8 protein-coding genes are annotated in these 22,197 nt (G+C 73.5%); 1 reads left to right on the plus strand and 7 read right to left on the minus strand.

The window, feature by feature from the left end:
- Positions 1 to 62: 62 nt before the first annotated feature.
- Positions 63 to 950, minus strand: a complete 888-nt coding sequence (locus G3I54_RS12340; protein ID WP_164614002.1) for a sugar isomerase — start codon at positions 948 to 950, stop codon at positions 63 to 65.
- 280 nt (positions 951 to 1,230) lie between these two features.
- Here G3I54_RS12340 and G3I54_RS12345 point away from each other — a divergent pair, with 280 nt between their 5' ends.
- A complete protein-coding gene (locus G3I54_RS12345) occupies positions 1,231 to 1,995 on the plus strand; it encodes an SDR family oxidoreductase (RefSeq protein ID WP_164614004.1) in 765 nt (254 codons plus the stop codon).
- A gap of 107 nt (positions 1,996 to 2,102) precedes the next feature.
- Here G3I54_RS12345 and G3I54_RS12350 read toward each other — a convergent pair whose 3' ends face one another.
- The 6 genes from G3I54_RS12350 to G3I54_RS12375 form a co-directional block, all read right to left on the minus strand.
- Positions 2,103 to 4,964 carry a hypothetical protein gene (locus G3I54_RS12350; RefSeq protein WP_164614006.1) on the minus strand — a complete coding sequence of 954 codons (2,862 nt, stop codon included), beginning with the start codon at positions 4,962 to 4,964 and terminating at the stop codon, positions 2,103 to 2,105.
- Positions 4,961 to 6,091 (minus strand): AAA family ATPase, encoded by a 1,131-nt coding sequence (locus G3I54_RS12355; RefSeq protein WP_164614008.1) that lies wholly within the window; start codon positions 6,089 to 6,091, stop codon positions 4,961 to 4,963. Before G3I54_RS12355 ends, G3I54_RS12350 begins: the two co-directional genes overlap by 4 nt.
- A 74-nt stretch (positions 6,092 to 6,165) precedes the next feature.
- The gene (locus G3I54_RS12360; protein ID WP_164614010.1) at positions 6,166 to 7,551 is read right to left on the minus strand and encodes a VWA domain-containing protein; all 1,386 of its coding nucleotides are present in this window, start codon (positions 7,549 to 7,551) and stop codon (positions 6,166 to 6,168) included.
- Positions 7,548 to 8,984, minus strand: a complete 1,437-nt coding sequence (locus G3I54_RS12365) for a hypothetical protein (protein ID WP_164614012.1) — start codon at positions 8,982 to 8,984, stop codon at positions 7,548 to 7,550. Before G3I54_RS12365 ends, G3I54_RS12360 begins: the two co-directional genes overlap by 4 nt.
- Entirely contained in the window at positions 8,954 to 9,457 is a 504-nt protein-coding gene (locus G3I54_RS12370) for a hypothetical protein (protein WP_230543733.1), read from the minus strand. The genes G3I54_RS12365 and G3I54_RS12370 overlap by 31 nt, the downstream gene beginning before the upstream one ends.
- 110 nt (positions 9,458 to 9,567) lie before the next feature.
- A complete protein-coding gene (locus tag G3I54_RS12375; protein ID WP_164614014.1) occupies positions 9,568 to 22,143 on the minus strand; it encodes a non-ribosomal peptide synthetase/type I polyketide synthase in 12,576 nt (4,191 codons plus the stop codon).
- Between the last annotated feature and the right edge of the window lie 54 nt (positions 22,144 to 22,197).

The raw sequence follows: 22,197 nt of genomic DNA on the forward strand, positions 1-22,197 counted from the left end.
GGAGGGAGAAGGAGGGAGGGGAGGTAAAGGGAAGGGGAGACGGAGGGGGAGAGCGTGGGCTGTCAGGCCGTGGTGCTGAGGATGACCGAGCGGGTGAGGTGGCGGGGCCGGTCCGGGTCGAGACCGCGGGCGTTCGCGATGGCCAGGGCTAGACGCTGTACCCGCACCAGCTCCGCCAGCGGGTCGAGTCCGCCGGCCACCCAGCGGGCGCCGGTCGCGTGCACCTCGTCCATCAGCCCGGCCGGGGCCTCGCCGAGCATCCAGGTCGCGGTGGAGCGGGTGGAGATGCTGATCGGGCCGTGCCGGTACTCCATCGCCGGGTACGCCTCGGTCCAGGCGAGCGCCGCCTCGCGCATCTTCAGCGCCGCCTCGTTCGCGAGCCCCACACTCCAGCCCTGCCCCAGGAACGTGAACTGGCTGCACTCCACAAGACCGACGGGCAGCGGCTCGGCGAGCGCCACCTGGGCGTCCTCGACGACCGCGTCGGAGTGCAGGCCCAGATGGGCGCGGAGCAGGGTCAGGGCGGAGGTCGCGAAGCGGGTCTGCACGACGGACTTCTCGTCGGCGAACTCCAGCACGATCGTGTCGTCGGCCATCGCCGCCATCGGGGTGTCGGGGTCGCCGATGACCACCGTGCGGCGGGTCGTGTCACCGATTTTCCCGAGGAGTCCGAGCACCTCCGTCGTGGTGCCCGAGCGGCTCAGCGCCACGACCCGGTCGTAGGGGCGGCCGGCCGGGAACTCCGACGCGGCGAAGGCGTCGGTCTCGCCCTGGCCGCTGCCCTCCCGAAGAGCCGCGTAGGCCTGCGCCATGAAGTACGACGTACCGCAGCCGACCACGGCGATGCGCTCGCCGGCCGCCGGAAGCCGGTGGGCGAGCCCGTCCGCCATACCGGCGGCCACCTGCCAGCAGTCGGGCTGGCTTGCCAGCTCCTGAGCCACGTGCGTCATCTGTGCTCCCTGTTCCCGTCCCGGCGGATGATGCTCGAAGCTGCATATTAGGCAAGAGTTTCAAGCAATATCAAGCAGATGCGTGCAGGGTTCGTGCGCCCCGCGCGGCCTGCCCGCCCTCGACCGCACGACCTGCCCGCTTTCGACCGCTCGGCCGGTACGCCGCCGGCGACGGTGCTCCGGGCGTCGCTTCGCGGTCGCGCATTCGGCCCCGCGTAGGTGGGTAGGGTGGCTGCGCTTTACGAGTTCCGCGGAATGTACGAGGTAGGGGGATTGATCCATGGGTTCGCTGACGGGGAAGGTCGCCTTGGTCACCGGCGCCAGCCGCGGTATCGGCCGCGCGATCGCCCGGCGGCTCGCGCGCGACGGTGCGTTGGTCGCCGTTCATTACGGTGCGCGGGAAGAGGCGGCGCAGGAGGTGGTCGAGGAGATCCGGAAAGCGGGCGGACAGGCTTTCGCGGTGGGCGCCCTGCTGGGGGTGCGGGGAGACGCCGAAGCGCTGTACGAGGCGTTCGGCGCGGGAATGACCGACCGGGGCGAGGAACCGGTGCTGGACATTCTGGTCAACAACGCCGGTGTCAGCGGATCCGGGCGAATAGGCGACGCCTCACCGGAGGTCTTCGACCGGCTGTTCGCGGTGAACGTGAAAGCGCCGCTGTTCCTTATTCAGCAGGGTTTGACCTTGATGCGGGACGAAGGGCGGATCGTCAACATCTCGTCGGCCGCCGCACACCGGTCCTTTCCGGAGTCGGTGACCTATGCCATGACCAAGGGCGCGGTGGAGACGCTGACGCTTGCTGTGGCAAAGGAAGTGGCGGGGCGGGGCATAACGGCGAACACCGTGGTGCCCGGCTTCGTGGAGACGGACATGAACGCCCGGCGACGTGAGACGCCCGAGGCGGCGGCGGCCCTGGCCGCGCACTCGGTGTTCGGACGCATGGGCCAGCCGGCCGACATCGCCGACGTCGTGGCCTTCCTCGCCTCGGAGGACGCGCGCTGGGTCACCGGCCAGAGCATCGACGCCACGGGCGGCATCGGGCTCTGAGAGGCCCAGGGCGCGGTGCCGGGGCGGATCCGCCCCGGCACCGCACACATCCCTCGTATCCCTCACGCCCCCGCTTTCCCCGCGCCCCTCTGCGGTCCGCCCGTCGGTCATGAGCCCGAGAGCAGCGACTCCCACGCGGCGGCGGTGTCCGGGTGACGGGTCAACAGCGCCGCGCCCGGGGCCCGCGGACCATCCGCGGCGGGCGAGGCCCAGGCGCCGTCGCAGCCGAGCAGCTCCGCGACGGCGTCGAGTGTCCCCGGGTGGGCGAAGAGCAGGGCGGCGCCACGGCTCGCGCCGTCGGCCGCCTTCGCGGGGCCGGCGGCCGGCGCAGCCGCCTCCGGCGTCTCGTGCCACGGCGGCACCCACGTATCCAGCGTCGCGAGCCGGGCCGGGAAGATCCGCCCGGCCTCACGGATCAACAGCGGGGCCAGGTCCGCCGCTCCGGCGCGCAGCGTCGTGATCAGGGTCGGCAGCCACGGCAGCAGAACCGGATCCGGCAGCCGCCCGAACGCGTTGGACACGGCCTCCACCACCACGTCCGCCAACCCCGGCACCGGCACCAACGCGTGCACGAAACCGCTGAGATAGCGCGGATAGGCGGGCACCACCATCGGGTTCGCCAGCAGCTCGCCGCAGCGCTCCCGCAGCTCGGCCCGGGACAGGGCGCCGAGCTGCACCTGCGCCGCCCACAGGAGCGCCGTCCGCTCCGGGTCGGTGGGGCGCGACTGGGCGACGGCCAACTCCAGCTGGGCCCGGTCGCAGCCCAGGGACAGCGCCAGGCTCTCCATGCTGAACAGGAAGCCCAGCATCGCCGCCACCTGCCCCACGGTCGCGTCCTCGTCCGTGAACGCTGTCGGCAGCAAGGTGCAGTAGTGCGCATAGCCGGCCTTGACGAACGACTCCACCCACGGCGGCAGGACCGGCTCAGCGGTCCGGTAGTAGGCCAGCAGCCCCCGCACCCGGCGCAGCACCTCCGGGGCCCCGTCCACGGTGCGTTCGGCGGCGAGGACCTCCAGGGCCCGGTGGCCCAGCTCGTCGGCGAGTCGGCGGCTGCTGAGATACAGCGTCGCGTCCTCGACGGCGGCGAGGACGACCGCCGTCGTCGCCCGCGGACCGTACGCGTCGCGGCGCAGCCGCTGCTCCAGGACCTGCTCGATGCTCACGCCCTCGTAACCGAGCTCGATGAGCGCCCGCTGGTGGGTGCCCAGCGCCAGGTCCCACGACTCCTGGATCGAACGCTCGCCGAGCTTCCGCTCACCCATGATGGGCCGGGCCGCACCGTGCGGCATCAGCCGGCGGAGCATCCACAGCACATCGGAGCAGGCCCCGAGCTCGGGCTTGGAGTGCAGGTCCAGCAGCGCACGCTGCACACCACGCTGCTGGAGCTTCAACTCCAGCGGTGCGAGCCGGTCGTGCACATCGCGGGCCAGCGGCGGCAGCGCGTCGTAGCCGACCCGGCCGATCCGGTCGCCGCCCATCATGATCTCGACGAGACGGCGGACGTCCCGCCTCCCCGGCACCGAGTCCTTCTCGATGCAGGTGATCGCCGCGTCCTGGAAGTCGTACGGAGTGGGCTTGGCCCGGTCCCGCATCCCGGCGAGCAGGATCGACGTCTCGAACACCGCGATGGCGTCGGCGGTGGACGCCAGATAGCCACTGCGCCGTGCCGCGCGCACGATGTCGACCGACCAGCCCAGCAGTTCGGCCTCGTCGAGCGTGTCGAGGACCGGCGGCCGTCGCAGGAACCCGGAGAGCCGGTCCGTGGCGGCTTCCTGCGGGGGAGCGGGAACGGCTGCCGGGGCCTTCTTCGGCGCCACCGCCTTCTTCGAGACCCGCGGCTTCTTCGCACTATCCTGCCCGGCCAGCCGGTAGGGCTGCACCCGGGTGCGCTTGAGGTTCTTCGCCCACTGCGTCGCGGCGATCGACACCGACCCGGGGACCAGCCCGAACTGCGCCTCGATCGCCGCATGGCTGGACGGGATCAGCCCGTGCTGCCAGGTGGTCGCGGAGCGCGGGGAGATCAGAAACGACCCGCTGCCCGCCACCCCGAACTCCTCGACCCGGCTGGCCGCGTGGAAGGCGCCGCACACATACAGGCAGTCCTCCGGACCGGCCCCGCTCGACGCCAGATGCTCGCGGATCCTGGTCCACATGTACCGCTCGCGGTCCTCGTCCACGCGGACCCGGTCCCCGTCGCCGGGGGCGAGCCGCCGGAACAGGCTGCCGACGAGGAACATGACCTGGCGGTAGGCGTCGTGGTCGCTGTCGCCGAGCGGAACCTCGACGTACTGGTGCCACCACTCCGACCAGTGCCGCACCCTGCCGTGGCGCAGCAGATGCTCCTCCAGCTCCGCGAAGCGGGGCCGCAGGTCGCCGATCTCCACGCCGACCGCCTCGCCGTGCAGCGCCGCTTCGGGCTCCGGCGTCCCGGCCGCGGCACCGGGCTCCTCCTCGGGGGCGCGTTCGCCGTGGCGGCCGTCCCACTGGAAGACATGGTCCGACGACCGGTCGACGAGGACCAGCTCGACGCCCGGGGTGTCGAGGGCGTACGCGATGGCCTGGTACTCGGCGGACGCCTCGGTGATCGGGGCGACGACCGAGAGCGGGGCCCACTCGGCGGGGAACCCGTCGACCTCGCTCGCGAAGGCCTGGACCGCCACCGGCAGCCGGCAGTTGCGCAGCTCGTCGAGGAGCGGCGCCATGTCCTCGCACAGCTCCAGATAGACGACCTTGGGCTGCTTCTCGCGCAGCCGGCGGGCCATGGCGAGGGCGGAGGCGGGCGAATGGTGGCAGACCGGGAAGATCTCCAGCGGTTCGCGCACCGCCCGGTCGACGTCGTCGACCATGCCGAGGAGGATGCCCTCCAGGGCGTCGGGCCCGTCGGCGAAGGCGGTGGCGGCCTCGTGCAACTGCCCGCGCAGTGCGCTGAAGTGCGTCTCTCCGGGGCCGTTCGTGGAGGAGCCGCTCATGACAGGGTGGCGATCGTGTCGCGGCCGCCGTCCAGGAACTCCGGCCACGAGCCGCCCTCCTCCTGGCTCCGCGGCTCGACCACCCCGTGCAGGTACTTGTTGAAGATGGCGAGGTCCTCGGGGTCACGCCGGGCGAGGGAGCCGACGAGCGAGGCGGCGAGGGTGCGGGCGGTCAGCGTGGTCTCGCCGAAGAAGTTGCTGTGCAGGACGGCGTCCTCCAGCACGCCGATCTGCTCCGCCGTCGACAGCGCGGACTCCAGCTTCTCGTCGTCGCTGCCCGCCGCCGCGGCCGAGGCCCGCAGATCGGCGAAGCTCCGGAGCAGGATGTCGAGCAGCGTCGGCGGCACGTCCAGGTCGATCGCGTGGCGGCGCAGCAGTTCCTCGGTGCGGAAGCGGACGATCTCCGCCTCGCTCTTCCTGTTCGTCACCACCGGGATACGCACGAAGTTGAAGCGGCGCTTCAGCGCGGACGACAGGTCGTTGACGCCCCGGTCGCGGCTGTTGGCGGTCGCGATGATCGAGAAGCCCGGCTTGGCGAAGACGATGTTGTCGCCCGCGTCCGTGCCGTCGCCCTGCAGCTCGGGGACGGAGATGTACTTCTCCGAGAGGATCGAGATCAGCGCGTCCTGGACGTCGCTGGTGGAACGGGTCAGTTCCTCGAAGCGGCCGATGGCGCCCGTCTCCATCGCGGTCATGATCGGCGACGGGATCATCGACTCACGCGACTGGCCCTTGGCGATGACCATGGACACGTTCCACGCGTACTTGATGTGGTCCTCGGTCGTGCCGGCCGTACCCTGCACCACCAGCGTGGAGTTGCGGGAGATCGCGGCGGACAACAGCTCCGCCAACCAGCTCTTGCCGGTGCCGGGGTCTCCTATCAGGAGCAGACCGCGGTCGGAGGCGAGGGTGACGATCGAGCGCTCGACGAAGCTCCGGTCGCCGAACCACTTCTGGGAGATCTCCCGGTCCAGGCCGTCGGCGCGCTCGGACCCCAGAATGAACAGCCGGACCATCTTCGGGGACAGCCGCCAGGAGAACGGCTTGGGGCTGTCGTCGATCGACTCCAGCCAGTCGAGCTCCTCCGCGTACTTGGTCTCGGCGGGGGCGCGCAGCACATCGGACATGGAAAGGGCCTTTCTGAACAAGCGGGAAAGATGTCGAGGGGGAGGAGGCCGGCGGCGCCAGGCCCCCTGGGGCCTCAGGTGAGGAACGTCTTGAGTTCGTGCACGAGCTTGTCGATGTGTCCGGAGACCACGGGCGTGCCCAGAGCCTTGAACCGCTCCCGGAACCAGGGGTTGACCTCCTGCCGTCCGGAGCTGGTCACCGAGCCGACCGGGATGAACTTCGCCCCGGAGCGGTGAACGGCCTCGATGCCCTCGAACAGCGGCTGGGAGCGGTCGAACTCGTAGAAGTCCGAGATCCACACCATGACGGTGTTCTTCGGCTCGGCGATCTTCGGGCGGGCCATCGCCATCGCGACGGGGCCGTCATTCCCACCGCCGAGATTCGTGCGCAGCAGCACGTCGAACGGGTCGTGCACCCACGGAGTGAGATCGATCGAGCGGGTGTCGTAGGCGATGAGATGGACATCCACCTTCGGCAGCCCGGCGAATATGGAGGCCAGGATGGTGCAGTTCACCATCGAGTCGACCATCGAGCCGGACTGGTCCACCACGACGATCAGCCGCTGCGGTGTCGTCCTGCGGACGGTGTGCCGGTAGTAGAGGCGATCGACGTAGAGCCGCTCCTCCTCCGGACTCCAGTTGGTGAGGTTCTTCCAGATCGTGCGGTTCAGGTCGAGATTGCGGAAGACCCGCTTGGGCGGCACCGAACGGTCCAGCTCGCCGACGGTGGCCTTCTCCACCTGCGTACGCAGCACCTCGGCGACCTCGTCGACATACCGGCGGATGAGCGACTTGGCGTTGGCGAGGGCCACACCCGACAGATTGCCCTTGTCCCGCAGCAACTGCTCGATCAGCGACATGCTGGGCGTCAGCCGCGCGGCCAGCGCCGGATCGGCCAGCACCTCCCGCAGCCGCATGCGCCCCACGAGGTCCGCCTCGATCGCCGCCAACTCGGGCCCGAGGCCGCCGCCGTCCGGGCCCGCGCCCGCCGCCCGCCTGCCGCGGAGCCCACCGGGCCGACCGCCCTGCGCACGCCCCAGCCAGCCCGCGTCGGACTGCCAGCGCGCCAGCTGCTCGGCGGTCACCGCGCCGGAACCGGTCGCGAAGACATTGAGCAGCACCTTCGAGACCAGCGCCGCGCGCCGCACCTCCGCCGCCCGGTCACGGGCGCCGTCCGCACCGTCGTCCGGCGTCATCAGCCCGTCGAACTCGGCGGCCAGCTCCGGGTGGCGCTGCACGACCGAGTCGAGCGACGTCCCGGGGTCCAGCAGCGCGGACGGCAGCCCGATGTCCTCGACCACCCCGAGGCTCGCCGACTCCAGCGCGGGCTGCTCCTCACCGTCGAAGAGACGGGCCAGGAGCCGCCAGTACAGCACCTGACGGCGGTTGTCGTACGGGTCGGGCCCGGCCTGGGGCGGGGCTTCGGGGCCCGGCGGCCGCCGGGTGGGATCCTCGGTCATTTCCGCAACAGCCTTCCGGCGCGCTCGCGCAGCACGGCGACGGCGTCGGTGGCGGCCTTCTCCGCCCGGACACCGGCCTTGTCGGTGGTGCCGCCCGCCCACGCCCCGGCGTGCACGGCGACGGCCTTCTTCCGCACGGTCGCCTCGACCGCGAGCGGCTGGAGAAAGAACTCCCCGGCGTCCCAGCGCAGCAGCCCGACGCAGGCGCTGGAGGCGGCGACCGCCTCGGGCGTCAGCGGACCGGCGGTGGGCAGCCGGTCGGCGTCGACGGCCAGGAGCCGGCCCGCCAGATCGAACGCGAGGCGGCCCTCCTCGTTCCGCGCGGTGTACCCCTCCAGCAGCACCGGCACGGCGATCCGGACGGGATGCCGGTCCAGCGGGGCAGTGCGGGCGGCCGTCGCCGCGGACAGCATCACCCGGGCAGTGGCGAAGGCGTCGGCGGGCTCACCCGTACGGGCCCGCCCGTCGTCCCAGACCAGATCCCCCTCGGCGGTCATCGGCATGGCCTCCAGCTCCATCGAGCGGCCCTCGCTCACGGCCCCGAGCAGAGACAGACGAGGACGCAACAGCTGCCACAGGCCCGCCCCGACGACCGTGTCGGGCTTGGGCGCTGAGACCCCGGCGCGCACCAGACGCGGCGCCCCGCCGTCCGCGGGCTCGAACACGGCGTGGACCTGCGCCTGCACGGCCGTCGCGTGCTCCTGCACATCGACGCCGAGCGGCAACAGCCGACCGGTCACCGGGACGACGGACGGCTCCCCGGCGGCGCCGGGCACCGTCAACAGCAGGGCGCGCGACCACAGATCGGCCCACCGGCGCACCGGCACGCGCTCCAGCGCCGCCCCCGGGCAGGACGCGGCGAGCTCGGCGGCGAACCCGTCCAGCAGCGTCGCCCGACGACGCAGGCCCGGTTCGGGCAGCATCGCGGAAACGACCGGCGCGGCCCCGGCGATGAGCTCGTGGTCGATGCCCCGCCAGCCGCCGCGCGCCAGATCGCACAGCCAACTGCGGGCCGCCGCGATGAGGTTGGAACCCTGCTCCGGCTCGGCGGACACCGTGCCGGAGCCCTCCGCCCGCTCCTCCTCGGCGGTGGGCCTGCCGACGGCTTCGTCGATCCGGTGCGTCAAGGCGTCGTGCACGGAGCCGAGCAGCGCGCCGCGGGCGGCGGCGAGCGCCACGAAGTGGTCCTCCCCGGCGGCCCCGCCCGTCGCCCTGTCGGCGGCCTCCGAAACCCGCGCGGCCAGCGGGGTCCCGGCGACGGCCCCGGCGAGCCCGGCGACCGCGGCCGCCTGGGCGGGCCCCGGCCGCAGCAGCCCGGCCACCAGCGCTTCGTCGAAGGCGTCCACGGCGGCGAGCGCCTCGTCGAGCCCGTCGACCGGATCGGACAGCAGATCGCCGCGCATCACGCCACCGCCCGGGTCGGCGGGAACCACTGCATCTCGGGCAACGGTGCGGTGACCGGGGCCAGTTCGAGATAGGCCAGGTGCCGGAGGAACCGGCTGAAGACCTGTGCGGCCGCCGAGGAGTCGCCCAGCACCGGCCGGGTGGCGGTCATGGCGGCGGTGAGGGACTGCGCGTCGGGCTCCCCGTCCGGGGTGTCCACCGCGAGGTAGCGGGCGACGCGCTCCGCACCGTACTGCAGCACCGCCTCGCCGACGAGCGCCTGGATGTGCTTGCAGAACATGCCGCGCGCACCGCCGCAGGGCCGGTTGTTGTTGGTGCTGCACGCGAACGCGTACGTCCGGGCCGCCACGGACGACACGTACACCCGCCCGATGTCCGATCCGCTGGAGACGACGCCCTGCAACCGCCCGTCGGCCAGTTCGACGAACGGCACCTTGGCCAGCTTCCGCGGCCGCGCGGGCGGCACCACCCGCGCGGTACTCGACTTCTCCCAGACCGACAACGCGCCAACTCCCATGCATGCGAAAGGGGACGTCCACGCCATCGCGGCGGGACAAGAACGAACTTAATCCCGACCACTGACAACGCCCCGGCGCCCGGCACGAGGAACGGTCATGACCTCCAGGGGCGCCGCGCGAGCATGTCCACGTCGATGGTGCGGGTGAGGAGGTGAAGCGGTGCGGCACGGATGCCGGACGCCTCCGCCGCCTCCCAGTAGGCCAGTCCGGTGGCCGCGTCGACCGGACCGTGGACGAGCGGCACCTCGGCCCCCGAGGCCTGGAGCAAGGACTCCAGCCGGCAGGACGCGATGCTGTCCGGCACCATCGGCCGCGCGAGGTACCCGGCCACCGCGGCGGCCGGCAGACCCTCGGCCACCAGCCGTTCCGTGGGACCGGCACGCAACAGCCCACCGCCGACGACCAGGACGTCCTGCTCTCGCTCCATCCGGCCGATGGCGCGCGCCGTGTCGAAGCAGTGCGGGAACGAGTCGTCGACCACCGTCGTACCCGGTGCCAGCCGGTCGACGTCCAGGAGCGTGCCGCCCCCGCTGACCGCCGCGACGATCAGCCGGGCCCCGTACACGGCATCGGGCAGCCCCTGGTGCGACTCGACCACCTCCACGGACTCGGCCAGGCGGCGTGCCAGGAGGCTGTCGGCCAGCTCCTTCAGACGTGGCCCGCTGCCCGGTACGTCACAGAGCAGCAGCCGGGCGGGCGGCCGGTGGGCCCGGGTGAGCAACAACTCCAGCGAGGAGGAGCCGATCGAGCCGAGCCCCACGAACGCGACGGTGAGAGAGCCCAGTTCCTGCCCCGTCGCCTCGAGAGCGGCGTGCACGGTCCTGACGACGGACACGACGGTCGCCGCGTGACCCGTGGTGACGGCGGGGGCGACCGGGGCGACGGGACCGGTGGTGACGGCATGTCCGGTGGCGACGGCGCGGGCGGTTCCTGTGGTGCCGACGGCCCGCAGGACATCGAAGCCGTAACCGGTGAGCGAGGGGATCATGCCCGCCAGGGACACGGCCCGCGCCCCGAGCGACGAGGCGAACTCCACACCCCGTGCGGTGTGCCCGAGCAGGTCGTCGCCGGGGGCGAGTTCGTCCGCGAACAGCGGGACGCACACGAAGCCCGAACGGCCCAGCGGCGTCCGCAGCGTCTCCAGGAGCCGTGGCCGACCGCCGGGGAACAGCAGGCTCCGCAACTCCTCGCGCGGCAGCGCCCCCTCCGGCAGACCCGCCAGGCGGGCGAGGTCGGCCGGGGACGGCAGATAGCCGACGAGCGCGGCGTCCATCCGCCGGTCCCGGCCGGAGCCGCCCGGCCGGTCGAGGCGGCCGGGACCGGGCACGGCCGAGCCCGCAGCCTCCGCCAGACCCTCGCGCACCGAGTCCGCGAACGCTGCCAGCCCCTTTGGCGTGAACGCCCTCGCCGCAGCGCGGACCGTGACCCGCAGCCGCCCGCCGTCCGGGGCGGCCGCCAGGAACACATCCGTGCCGGCCGGAGGAGGCGTATACGCGCTGTCGCCGTCCTCCCGGGTGACGCTCAGCGCCCCGCCGCTCTCCGGTCCCAGAGCGGAGAAATCCAGATAGGTGAAGAAGAACTGCGAGGCCAGAGGCAGCCCGTTGGGCAGCAGCGGCACAGCCCCCTCGTATGTCTGCGCCTCGACGGCCTCGGCCGCGACGCGCCGCACATCGTCCTCGAACCCCGCGTCGTCGGGCCGCCCGGACGCCGGACCGGCCGGCCGCAGTGGAACCGCCGTGGCGAAGGGCCCGAACACCCGGTGTGCGTCGGGCAGGGCGGGATCCCGGCCGCTCACCGCGAGACCGAGCACCAGGTCCGCCCGGCCGGTGGCGGCTACGAGCGCCCGGTAGTAGGCGGTGAGCACCGGGGCGTGGAGGGTGGAGCCGGTGCGTGCGGCGAGGCCGCGCAGCGCTGTCACCTGGTCGGCGTCGACCGTGAACCGATGGGTGTGGAAGAGCGGGTTCGCGGTGGCACCCGCAGGTGTGCCGCCGGTCGAAGTGGTGCTCCGACCGGCGGTCGAAGCGGCGGAGAGTGCGGGCGGCTGGTAGGCCGCGCCGAGTCGTGCCCACCGGTCCTCGCTGGTCGACCCGATGGAGTCCGCCCCGGCGACCGTCGCGGAGACGGTGTCCGTGCGCGCCGCGAGCTGGAGGGCGTGATCGCGGAAGGTGCTGCGCAGGGGGACCGGCGCCGGTTCCTCGCCGCGGGACAGGGCGTCGTACGCGGTCGTCAGTTCCCGTACCAGGAGCGCGGCGCTGTAACCGTCGCCGATGATGTGGTGGGCGTGTGCCACCAGGACGTGTTCGTCCGGGGCGACGGTGAGCACCCGCAGGCGCAGCAGGGGCCAGGCCCAGGGCTCGAAACGGCGGGCCCGTTCGGCGGTGACCCGTTCTTCCACCTGCTCCGGGTCGGTGAGGGTCTCGAAGTCGACCGGCAGCCGCAGCGAGGCCGGAAGCTCCTGCTGGACGGCCGGGCGCGCCCCGGCGGGAAAGACGGTGCGCAGCATCGGATGCCGCACGACGAGCAGGTCCACCGCGCTCTGGAAGCGGGCGGGGTCGAGAGGGCCGTGCAGCCGCAGTCGCGTGAGCCCGGACGAGGTCGCACCCGGTGCCATGGCCTCGGCCAGCAGGAAGCCCCGCTGGGTGGGCGTGAGGGGGAAGGGCGCCGGACTCACGGCCGGATCGGGGGCCGAGGAGCGGGTGGCGGCGGCCTCATCGTGTACCCGCGCCGACACGTTCACGTTCGCCGGCCTGTTCGCGTCGGCGTCGGCGTCGGGGGCGGCGTCCACCGCGCCCGCGAGGGCGGCGAGCGTACGGTGACGGTAGATCACGGTCGGCCGGGGGAGCGGCCCGCCCTGCTTCTCCAGCCGGGCGAACACCTCCAGCACGAGCAGGGAGTCGCCGCCGAGAGCGAAGAAGTCGTCCTCACGGCACACGTCGTCGACCCGGAGCAGGGCGGACCAGATGGCGGCCAGCCGGACCTCGGTCGGAGTGCGGGGCGGGGTACGGAGGTCGCCCTTACGCGTGCCGGTGCCGGTGTCCGTGCCCGACCCGGCAGAGGCGGACGCTTCCTCGTGGGGCTGGAGGGCAGTCAGCCCACGACGGTCGATCTTGCCCGTGCTCGTGAGCGGCATCCTGCCGACACGGGTGATCCGGGACGGAAGCATGTACGGCGGCAGTGACTCCGCCAGATGGAGCCGCAGCGCCACGGCGTCCGCCCGGGACGACCCGGGACCGGGGGTCACGAACGCGGTGAGGCGTCCGTCCTCGGCGACGACGACGGCGTGGGTGACGTCCGGATGGGTCTGGAGCACCGCCTCGATCTCGCCCGGCTCGACCCGGTTGCCCCGGATCTTCACCTGGTCGTCCAGCCGCCCGAGGAATTCCAGGGTGCCGTCCTCGGAACACCGCACCCGGTCGCCGCTGCGGTACCAGCGCCGCCCGCGCCGGACCGTGAACGCGGCCTCGGTCAGGGCGGGTTCGCCGAGGTAGCCCGGGGCCAGGCCGATTCCGGAGATGAGGAGTTCGCCGGCCTCGCCGGGCCGCCGGGGCTCCCCGTCGGGGCCGACGATCTCCACCTGCGTACCCGAGACCGGGCGGCCGATGGGGAGTCGCCGCACCTGGTCGCCGGGCCGGGCGCGGATGATGTGGCAGCTCGTGTTGATGGTCGCCTCGGTCGGGCCGTACAGGTTGGCGATGTGCTGACCGTCGCCGAAGAGGTCGAACCAGCGGCGTACGTGGGCGGGGGACAGGGCCTCGCCGCCGACGTGGATCCACCGGAGCGCGGACAGATCCGGACGCGGTGCGCCGGTCCGTACCCGTTCCTCGGACGCGGAGAGGAGTTGTTCCCAGAGCGTGGGGACGGAGCTCCAGACGGTGATCCGGCTCCGTTCGACGTGCGTCAGCAGCCGGTCGGGGTCGCGCAGCAGATCCCAGGCCACCGTGACCACGGCGGCGCCGACGAGCAGCGGGGCGAGGAGCTGACGGACGGAGGCGTCGAAGCAGGGTGACGCGGTCTGGGCGAGCCGGTCGTGTTCGTCGTACCCGAAGGCGCCGATCGCCCAGTCGAGGTAGTTCTCCATCGACCGGTGGGTGATGGGCACCGCCTTGGGCCGGCCGGTGGATCCGGAAGTGAAGATCACATAGGCGATCTCGTCCGCGTCGACCGGGCGGTCGGGTGCGAGGACCTCGCCCGGGGACCGGACGGAACGGGCGGCCGGGTCCACGCCGGAACGCCGCATTCCGTCGTACGGGAGCGGCGCGGACGCGTCGGCGGACACGAGCGTGACGTCGCCCAGCGTCTCCGCCACCGCCCGGGTGGCGGCGTGACAGAGCACCGTACGGGCTCCGGAGCGCGTGAGCTGGTCCACCAGCCGCGCGGTCGGGTGGCCGGCGTCCAGCGGAACCCAGCCCGCCCCGGCGCGCAGGGCCGCGACGACCGAGACGACGGTGTCGGCGCCGGGTTCGGTGAGCAGGCCGACGAGGCTTCCCGGGGTGACGCCGTGCGCCAGGAGCGAGACCGCGAGGGCGTGGGAGGCACGGTCGAGCTCGGCGTACGTCAGGGTGGCGTCGCCGGTGTCGACGGCGACCGCGTCCGGCGTGGCCCGGAACCGGTCGACCAGCCTGCGCACGACCGTCGCGGACCCGGAAGCGTTCGGGGCGTCGGGCCGAGGCCGGACGAGAGCGGCCAGTTCGTCGTGGAAGTCGCGGTCCAGGCGGGCGACCGTCGCCGGGTCGAAGAGCCGGACGGGGAAGTTCCACGAGAAGCGCAGGACCGTCTCGTCCTGCCAGCACAGCAGGCTCAGGCGGGTCGCGGCGGTGGCGGTGCCGGCAGCGGTCGGCCGCACGCTCACCGGACAACGCTCGTCCAGAGCGACGGGGAAGCGCGAGAAGCTGAAGCCTGCCGGGCTCACCGTCCGGGGTCCGGCCCCGGACGGGTCCGTCGGAAGCAGCCGGGCCAGGTCCAGGCCGGTGAGGCTCGCGTGCCGCTCGCTCTCCAGCCAGATCCCCGCCAGCCGCTCTGCCAGGGCCCCGACCGGCTCGTCCGGGTCCGTTCCGCACACCAGTGGGAGGGTGTCGGCGAGCGGGCCCACCAGGCCGTTCAGACCCGCCAGGCGGCCCTCCCGCCGGGCGCGTGCGACGTTCACCGCGATCTCCCGCTGCCCGCTCCACCGGGCCAGACAGCGCACGTGCACGGCGAGCAGCAGATGGAACAGGCTCACCCCGTGAGCCGCGGCCCGCTTCTCCAACGCGGTGGTCAGCTCCGCGTCGAGGGCACTCTGGTGCGTGGCCAGGGGAGCCGTGGGAAGAGCGGACGGATCGCCGTCGTACGGCAGGCGCAGCGGCTCGCCCCGGGAGGCCAGCCGCTCCGACCAGTACCGCCGGTCGACGGCGAGGGCCCGCGCGCCGTCCGTGGCGGACCGCTCGTCGGCGGCAGCGGTCGCGTACCGCGCGAAGTCGGTGCCGAGCGCGGGCAGCATCGGTGTGCTCCCGTGGGCGAGGGCGGTGTAGAGCGACCACAGCTCCCCGGCAAGGACGTTGAGGCTGTATCCGTCGCCGGCCGCATGGTGGATCACCAGCACCAGATGGGACAGCTCCGGGCTCTCCCGGGCGAGGACCGCGCGTACGGGAGGCTCGGCGGCGAGGTCGAACGGCCGGTTGCACAGGGCCGTTTCGAGCTCCTCGATACGCCCGGTGAGCTCGTGGACCTCGTACCAGGCGGAGAGCGCGGTGGGCGGCGCGACGTACTGCCGCGGCGTCGCCGAGCCGCCCCCGTCCACGGTGCTTCTGGCGCTCTCGGCGCCCCCGGTGCTCTCGATACGGATCCGCAGCATGGTGTGCCGATCGGCGAGCGCGGCGAGCGCCCGGCCCAAAAGCCGGGTGTCCAGGGGACCTCGGACGGTCTGGCGGACGTAACCGTGGGCCGGGACCTCCGGGTGGAGCAGGCTGCCTGCGTACAGGGCCCGTTGGACGGGAGTGAGCGGGAAGGGCACCCCGTCCGGAACAGGAGCGGCCACGGCAACAGGCCCAGGAGTCGGCACCGGATGCGAGGTCGGGGCGGGCGGTGCGTCGAGGTGCGCGGCCAGTTCGCCGACGGTCCGGTACTCGAAGAAGAGCGTGGCGGGCAAGGCCCTGCCCAGCTCCCGTTCGAGCTGCCTGACGAGGTCGACGGCGGCGAGCGAGTCGAGACCGAGGGTGAGGAACGGCTCGTCGTCGGGAATCCCGGCGGCGGGCACCTGCAACGCGGAGGCCAGCAGCCGACGGAGCAACGCGGCTGTACCGGCATCTGAACCGGAACCGGAACCGGTATCGGTGTGGGTTTCCGGCTCCCTTCCCGTTCCCTTGGGTTCCGCCGTCGTGGTCGGGGGCGCTACGGCCGCGGGTCGCGAGGGCGGCGTCAGGTCGGCGATCAGTAGCTGAGCCGCGTCGACGCCGCATGCCGTACGGAGCGCCGTCAGCGCGGCAGCGGGGGCGATGGGCCTGCCCCCGGTGCTCCGTACGGTGGTTGAGTCTCCTCCCGCCCCGGTGCCGAGGGCCGCCGCCATGCCCGTTCCGGCGCACGCGGCGAGATTCACCGACAACCAGGGCCGGCCCGCCTGTCGTTCCGACGCGGCGAACGCGTCGAGGAAGGCGTTGGCACCGGCGTAGTCGCCCAGCGCGCCCGCCAGGCCGGGCAGCACGGCGCTCACGGAGGAGAACACGACACGGACCGCCGGGTCGAGCCCGTGCCGGCGGAGGGCCAGCGAGAGCAGCAGACTGCCCCGGGTCTTGGCGGCCAGGGCGGCCGCCGTCTCCTCCGCGCGTCTGTTCCGCAGGGTGCCGGGCCGTACCACTCCCGCAGCGTGGAAGAGAGCGTCGAGGCGAGGCAGTCCGGCGAGGAGCGCGTCGATGTCGCGCTCCACCGAGACGTCCGCCACGCGGTAGTCGACGGTGGCGCCCAGGGCGCGCAGTTCCTCAGCCAGCCCCACGGGAAGCCGCGGGGAGCGCCCGGTCAGCACGAGGGTCGGGCGGCCCCGGCCGGCGAGGTCCCGGGCGAGCGCGGCGCCGATTCCACCGCCGCCCCCGGTGATGAGGAAGGTGCCGTCGGGCGGCAGCGGTGACCGGTGCGCGCCGGACGGTGCTGCGGCACCGGTCGTCAGCGGAGCGAAGCGGCGGGCGAGCCTGCGCCCCGCGCGCCAGGCGACGGAGGCGGCGCTGCCCGGAGTGCCGTCCGACGCCAGCTCGGCCAGTACGGCCGCCAGGCGCTGGGACGGGGTGTCCAGCGAACAGAGGTCGACGGCGACGGCCGAGGCACCCGGAGTCTCCTGCGGCAGCGCCAGCAGGAGCCCGCCGAGGACGGCGTGGGCCGGCCGAGGCCTCTCCCGTACGGTCCCCGTGGCGTGCACGTCCTCGGTCAGCACCAGCAGCCGGACCGCGCGCGACTCGTCGAACCGTGCGAGGGCCTCCTCGAAGGCGGCCAGCGCGACCTCCTGTGCCCGGCCGAGCGCGTTGGCGGTGTCCTGGTCGGGAGCGGGCCCGGCCACCAGGACCACGGCGCCCGGCGGCCCGTCGCCCGCTTCGTGCAGCCGGATGCCCTCGGCGACGAGCTGCGAGGCGAGCCGGTCGACGGACGCGGAGTCGGGTCCGGTCAGCAGCACCGAACGCCCGGCCCCCGCCGCCCTTCCGGGCAGGGCGGCGTCCGCCCACCGGACCCGGTGCAGCAGAGGGCTGTCGGGCGGATCGGCCCAGTACCGGGAGCGCTGGAAGGGATAGGTGGGCAGCGGAATCCGGTGGTGCTCCGCGTCGAGCGCGGTCCGGTCCAGCGGTACGCCGTGCGACCACAGACGGCCGACGCTCTCCAGGAGCGCCCTGCTGCCGCCGTGCCCGTCACCGGGTACACCGGGCGGCTGTTCTTCCGCGTCCGTCGCGTCCGTCGCGTCCGTCGCGTCCGTCGCGTCCGTCGCGTCCGTCGCGTCCGTCGGGTCCGTGCGGCCATCGGAACGTCCGGGCAGCGCGCACATCACGGTCGTCACGCCACCGGAGCCCTCGGACGCATCGGACGCACCGGTCACCCCCGCCGCGTACGCTCCCGTCGCCGCCCGGACCGCACCCGACAGGGTCGCGCCATGGCCGACCTCCACGAACGTGTCGTACCCCTCCCGGGCCAGACGTTCCACGGCCGCCCCGAACAGCACCGGGCGCTGGGCGTGTTCGCGCAGGTACTCCGGGCCGAGGACCGGCTGCCACTCGGCGGTGACGGTGCTCATGAGGGCGACGGACGGGGCCTGCGGGTTCAGCGCACGGGCCGCGTCGGCGAGCCGGTCGGCGATCGGCCGCATCAGCGGTGAGTGGAAGGCCCGGGAGACCCGCAGGCGACGGGTGGGGACGCCTTGGGCTTCGAGGTCGAGGGCGGCGCGCTGCACGGCGGGGACGGTCCCGGAGAGGACCTGGAGCCCGGGACCGTTGTACGCGGCCACGGCGAGGGCCCCGTCGGCCGCCGCCACCGCCGCGGCGACCGCGTCCTCGCCCCCGCGGACGGCGATCATGGCGCCCGGCTCGGTGAACGCGCCCATGAGACGGCCGCGTTCGGCCGCGAACCGTACCGCCTCCCGAAGGGTCAGCACCCCGCTGACACAGGCCGCGGTGATCTCCCCGACGCTGTGCCCCGCGACCGCGTCGGGCGCCACACCCCAGGTACGCAGCTGGCGGGCGAGCGCCACCCCGGAGGCGACGAGGAGCGGCTGCGCCACCTCCGTCGCGGCCTGCGCGGCGGGATCCACCTCCGGATCCAGCGCCCAGTCCAGCAGGGGCCGGCCGCACACCGGACCGAGGAGCGCGGACGCCTCGTCGAACGTGTCCCGGAACACCGAAGCCGTCCGGTACAGCGCCCGGTCCCGGCCGGGGAACTGCGTTCCCTGCCCGGGAAACAGGAAGACCACGCGCGGCCGCGACCGGACGACGCCCCCGACCTGCCCACCCGCTTCACCCGTCCCGGCGGTTCCGGTGGCGGCGATGGCGGCGAGCCGTTCCCGCAGATCACCGTCCGCGACGACGGAGAGCCGGTGCGGCCCCTCGTCCCGGGACGTGCTCGCGGTCCGGCAGACGTCGCCCTCACGCAGCTGCGGCCGGCTTTCCAGGTGCGCTGCGAGCTGGGCCACCGCGTCCCGCAGCCCGCCCGCACTGCGCGCCGACAGGGTCAGCAAGTGAGGCCCTTCAACCGCGACTTCACGCGGAGCACCCGACGAAGACGGCGACGACGGCGGCAGCGATGCCGACAGCGGAGGAGAGGGCGGAGCCTGTTCGAGGACGGCGTGGGCGTTGGTGCCGCCGAAGCCGAACGCGTTGATCCCCGCGACGAGAGGCCCGGTGGACGTCCACTCCCGGGCCTCGGCCACCACGGTGAAACCGGCGGGAGCGAGGTCCGGCGAGGCCGGGGTGCAGTGCAGCGACGGCGGCAGCCTGTGGTGGCCCAGGGCCAGCACGACCTTCACCAGCGCGGGCAGCGCGGCGGCGTTCAGCAGATGCCCGATGTTCGTCTTCACCGAACCGAGCAACCGCGGTTCGCCGTCGGGCCGTACGGGAAACGCGTGGGCCAGCGACCGCAGCTCGATCGGGTCCCCCACGGCCGTGCCGGTCCCGTGGGCCTCCACATAGGTCACCGATGCGGGATCGACGCCCGACGCTTCGTACGCCCGGGTGATGGCTTCGCGCTGCCGCAACGGATTCGGCGCCATGAGGCTCATCGACCGGCCGTCGTTGTTGACGGCCGTGCCCCGGACCACCGCGAGTACCGGATCGTCCGCGAGACGCGCCGCGTCCAGGCGCGTCAGGACGACGGCCGCGCCTCCCTCGCCGGGCACGAAGCCGTCGGCGTCGGTGCTGAAGGCGCGGCTGCGCCCGGTGGGGGACAGCGCCCCCGCCTCTTCCAGCAGCCGGTGCGGGGCGGACGTCAGGTGGAGGTTGACGCCGCCGACCACGGCCAGGTCGCACTCGCCGTCCAGGAGGCTGCGCCGGGCCAGATGCAGGGCCACCAGCCCCGACGAGCAGGCGGTGTCCACGGCGAGTGCGGGACCGTCGAGGTCGAGGCTCTGGGAGACACGGGCGGCGATGAGCGAGGGCAGATTCCCGGTGAGCGCGGTGGGCGGCGGAGAGCCGTCGGCGGAGGCGCGGTCCAGGACCTCGCGGTAGCCGCTGTCCCCGACCGCCGCGAACACACCGATCCTGCGCCCGCGCCGACGGGGCCCCGCGTATCCGGCGCGTTCGAGGGCCTCGTGCGCGAGTTCGAGGAAGAGCCGCGCCTGCGGGTCGAGGGCGCGGGCCTCGTCCTCGCCGATGCCGAAGTAGCCGGCGTCGAAAGCGGCTGGATCGTCCAACAGGGCCGCCCAACGCTTCCGAGGGGCGCTCGGCCGTATCCCTGGACGATCGTGGCCGTCGTTCCAACGTTCCTGCGGTACGGGGGTGACGGCGTCGTGCCCGTCGACGAGCAGGTCCCAGAAGGCCTCGGGGGTGTCGGCGCCGGGGAACCGACACGCCATTCCGATGACGGCCGCAGCGGTAGTGGCCGGGGCGCTGACGGCCTGGGCGGGGCCGGTCGCGTCTGCCCCGAACGCCTCTCCGGCCGGCGGCACGGCGCTCCCCACGGTCTCCGATGCCGACGACGGCGGACCGTCCTCCGGTCCGGACGACGGCGAACCGGGGACGACCGTCAGAAGGTGGCCGGCCAAGGCGGCCACCGTGCCGTGGTCACGGATGACCGCAGGCGGCAGCGTCACACCGAACGCGTCCTCCAGCGCCACCAGCACCTCCATGGCCTTGAGCGACGTTCCCCCGAGGCTCCCGAACGGCTCGTGCGCCCCGATCGACTCGGCGGACCGGCCCAATATCCGCGCCCACACCTCCCGCACGACCTCGACGGTCCCTGCCGCCGACCGCGGCTCCGCCGACGACCGGGGCTCCGACGCCGCCCGGACGGCCGCTTTCGCCCTGTCGGAAGCGGCAGGCGTGGGATCGCCTCCGCCTCCCGGCCCCGGCTCGCCCGCCGCGTACTCGCCGACCCCGCGCCCGCCCGCCGCGTACGCGCCCATCCCTCGCTCGCCCGCCTCGAAGCGCTCCCGCAGCCGCCGGCGCTGCAGCTTGCCGCTCGTCGTACGGGGGAACGCCCCGGGCGGCAGGGCCAGCACGCGCACATCGTCGTGGAACAGCGCCTCGCGCACCCGGGCCGCGACGCGTTCGAGCACCTCCGCCGCGTCGCGCGGGGGCCGCGCCCAGGGGATGAACACCACGACGCGTTCGGCTCCGGTGACCGGGTCGGTCGAACCGATCACCGCCGGGGCGCCGGAGGGCAGCCCGGGCGTCGCCGCCGCGACCGCCTCCAGGTCCATGGCGTGGAACGTACGGCCGTTGAGGAACAGCACATCCTTGTGCCGGCCCGTGACGCACAGCCGCCCGTCCCGCAGGAACCCGAGATCACCGGTGCGGAGCCACCCGTCGGCGAACACCTCCGCGCTCACGCCGGGCAGACGGTGGTAGCCACGGGCCAGTTGAGGACCGCTCACCATGATGTGACCGACCCGCCGGTCCCCGAGGACGGCGCCCGCGTCGTCGACGATGCGTACGGCGCAGCCGGACACCGGCAGCCCGACGTCCATCAACTCGACGGCTTCCGCGCCCGGTTCGGCATCCACCGCCACCCCACCGCTCAACGAGGCCCGGTCCAGGACCAGCGGCACGGCCACCTCTCCCGGCGGCGGGAAGGTCACCGCCAGCGTCGCCTCCGCCAGGCCGTAGACGGGCTGCGCCGCCGCCGGGTCCAGCCCCGCGGGCCGCGTCTTGAGGGCGAAGGCGCGCCACACCGCGGGCGCGATCGGCTCCGCCCCGACGAGAACCAGCCGTACGGCGGAGAGGTCCAGCCGGGCCAGGACCTCGTCGGGAACACGGCGTACGGCCAACGCCAGGGCGAAGTTGGCCGCGGACAGCACCGTGGCCCGGTGCCGGGCCGCCACCTCGAACCACACCCGGGGCCGCTTGGCGAACGTCAGCGGACCGATCTTGACCTGCCTGGCCCCGGCGGCCAGGGGAGCGAGATGGGTGCCGATGAGCCCCATGTCGTGGAAGTACGGCATCCAGCTGACCACCACGTCGTCGGCGCCCAGCGCCGAGGCGGCCCGTATCTGCTCCAGATTGGCCAGCACCGCGGCGTGCGTCACCTCCACGCCCTTGGGCGCACCGGTGCTCCCCGAGGAGAACTGCACGAAGGCGACGTCCTCGGGCCCGGCGGCGACAGGTTCCCGCAGTACCGGCCCCTCCCGCAGGGCATCGAGGGCCAGGGCGCGTACACCGCCGGGGAGTTCACCCGTCAACGGCGCGGTCGAGGCGTCCACGACGACGGGCGGCCGCCCCAGGTGCTCCCAGACCGGCACCACCCTCCGGGCGTCCGGAGCCAGCGGAACCGGCACCAGACCGGCCGCCACCGCACCCCAGAACATCGGCTGGAAGTCCTCGCTGCGGTCGGCCAGCAACGGCACACAGGTCCCCGGCGCCACCCCCGCCGCCCGGAATCCACCGGCCACGCGCAAGGAGTCGTCCAAGAGCTCGCGCAGCGTGACGGTCAGCTCGCCGCCGTCGCCACGCACATGAACGACGACCTGCCCGGGAACCTCACGGACCGCGTCCAGCAGTACATCCAGCAGCGTCATTCGGTGCTCCACCGGTCGATCGGTCCGTTCTCCGAAGAATGATCTTAAAAACGC

The sequence above is a fragment of the Streptomyces sp. SID14515 genome (genome assembly GCF_010548505.1).
In the GTDB taxonomy this organism is placed as follows: Bacteria; Actinomycetota; Actinomycetes; order Streptomycetales; family Streptomycetaceae; genus Streptomyces; species Streptomyces caviscabies.

What these genes read in the sequence shown, in the direction of transcription:
- G3I54_RS12355 (WP_164614008.1), bottom strand. Translation starts at nt 6,091, where the DNA reads ATGTCCGATGTGCTGCGCGCCCCCGCCGAGACCAAGTACGCGGAGGAG.
- G3I54_RS12345 (WP_164614004.1), top strand. Translation starts at nt 1,231, where the DNA reads ATGGGTTCGCTGACGGGGAAGGTCGCCTTGGTCACCGGCGCCAGCCGC.
- G3I54_RS12375 (WP_164614014.1), bottom strand. Translation starts at nt 22,143, where the DNA reads ATGACGCTGCTGGATGTACTGCTGGACGCGGTCCGTGAGGTTCCCGGG.
- G3I54_RS12340 (WP_164614002.1), bottom strand. Translation starts at nt 950, where the DNA reads ATGACGCACGTGGCTCAGGAGCTGGCAAGCCAGCCCGACTGCTGGCAG.
- G3I54_RS12360 (WP_164614010.1), bottom strand. Translation starts at nt 7,551, where the DNA reads ATGACCGAGGATCCCACCCGGCGGCCGCCGGGCCCCGAAGCCCCGCCC.
- G3I54_RS12350 (WP_164614006.1), bottom strand. Translation starts at nt 4,964, where the DNA reads ATGAGCGGCTCCTCCACGAACGGCCCCGGAGAGACGCACTTCAGCGCA.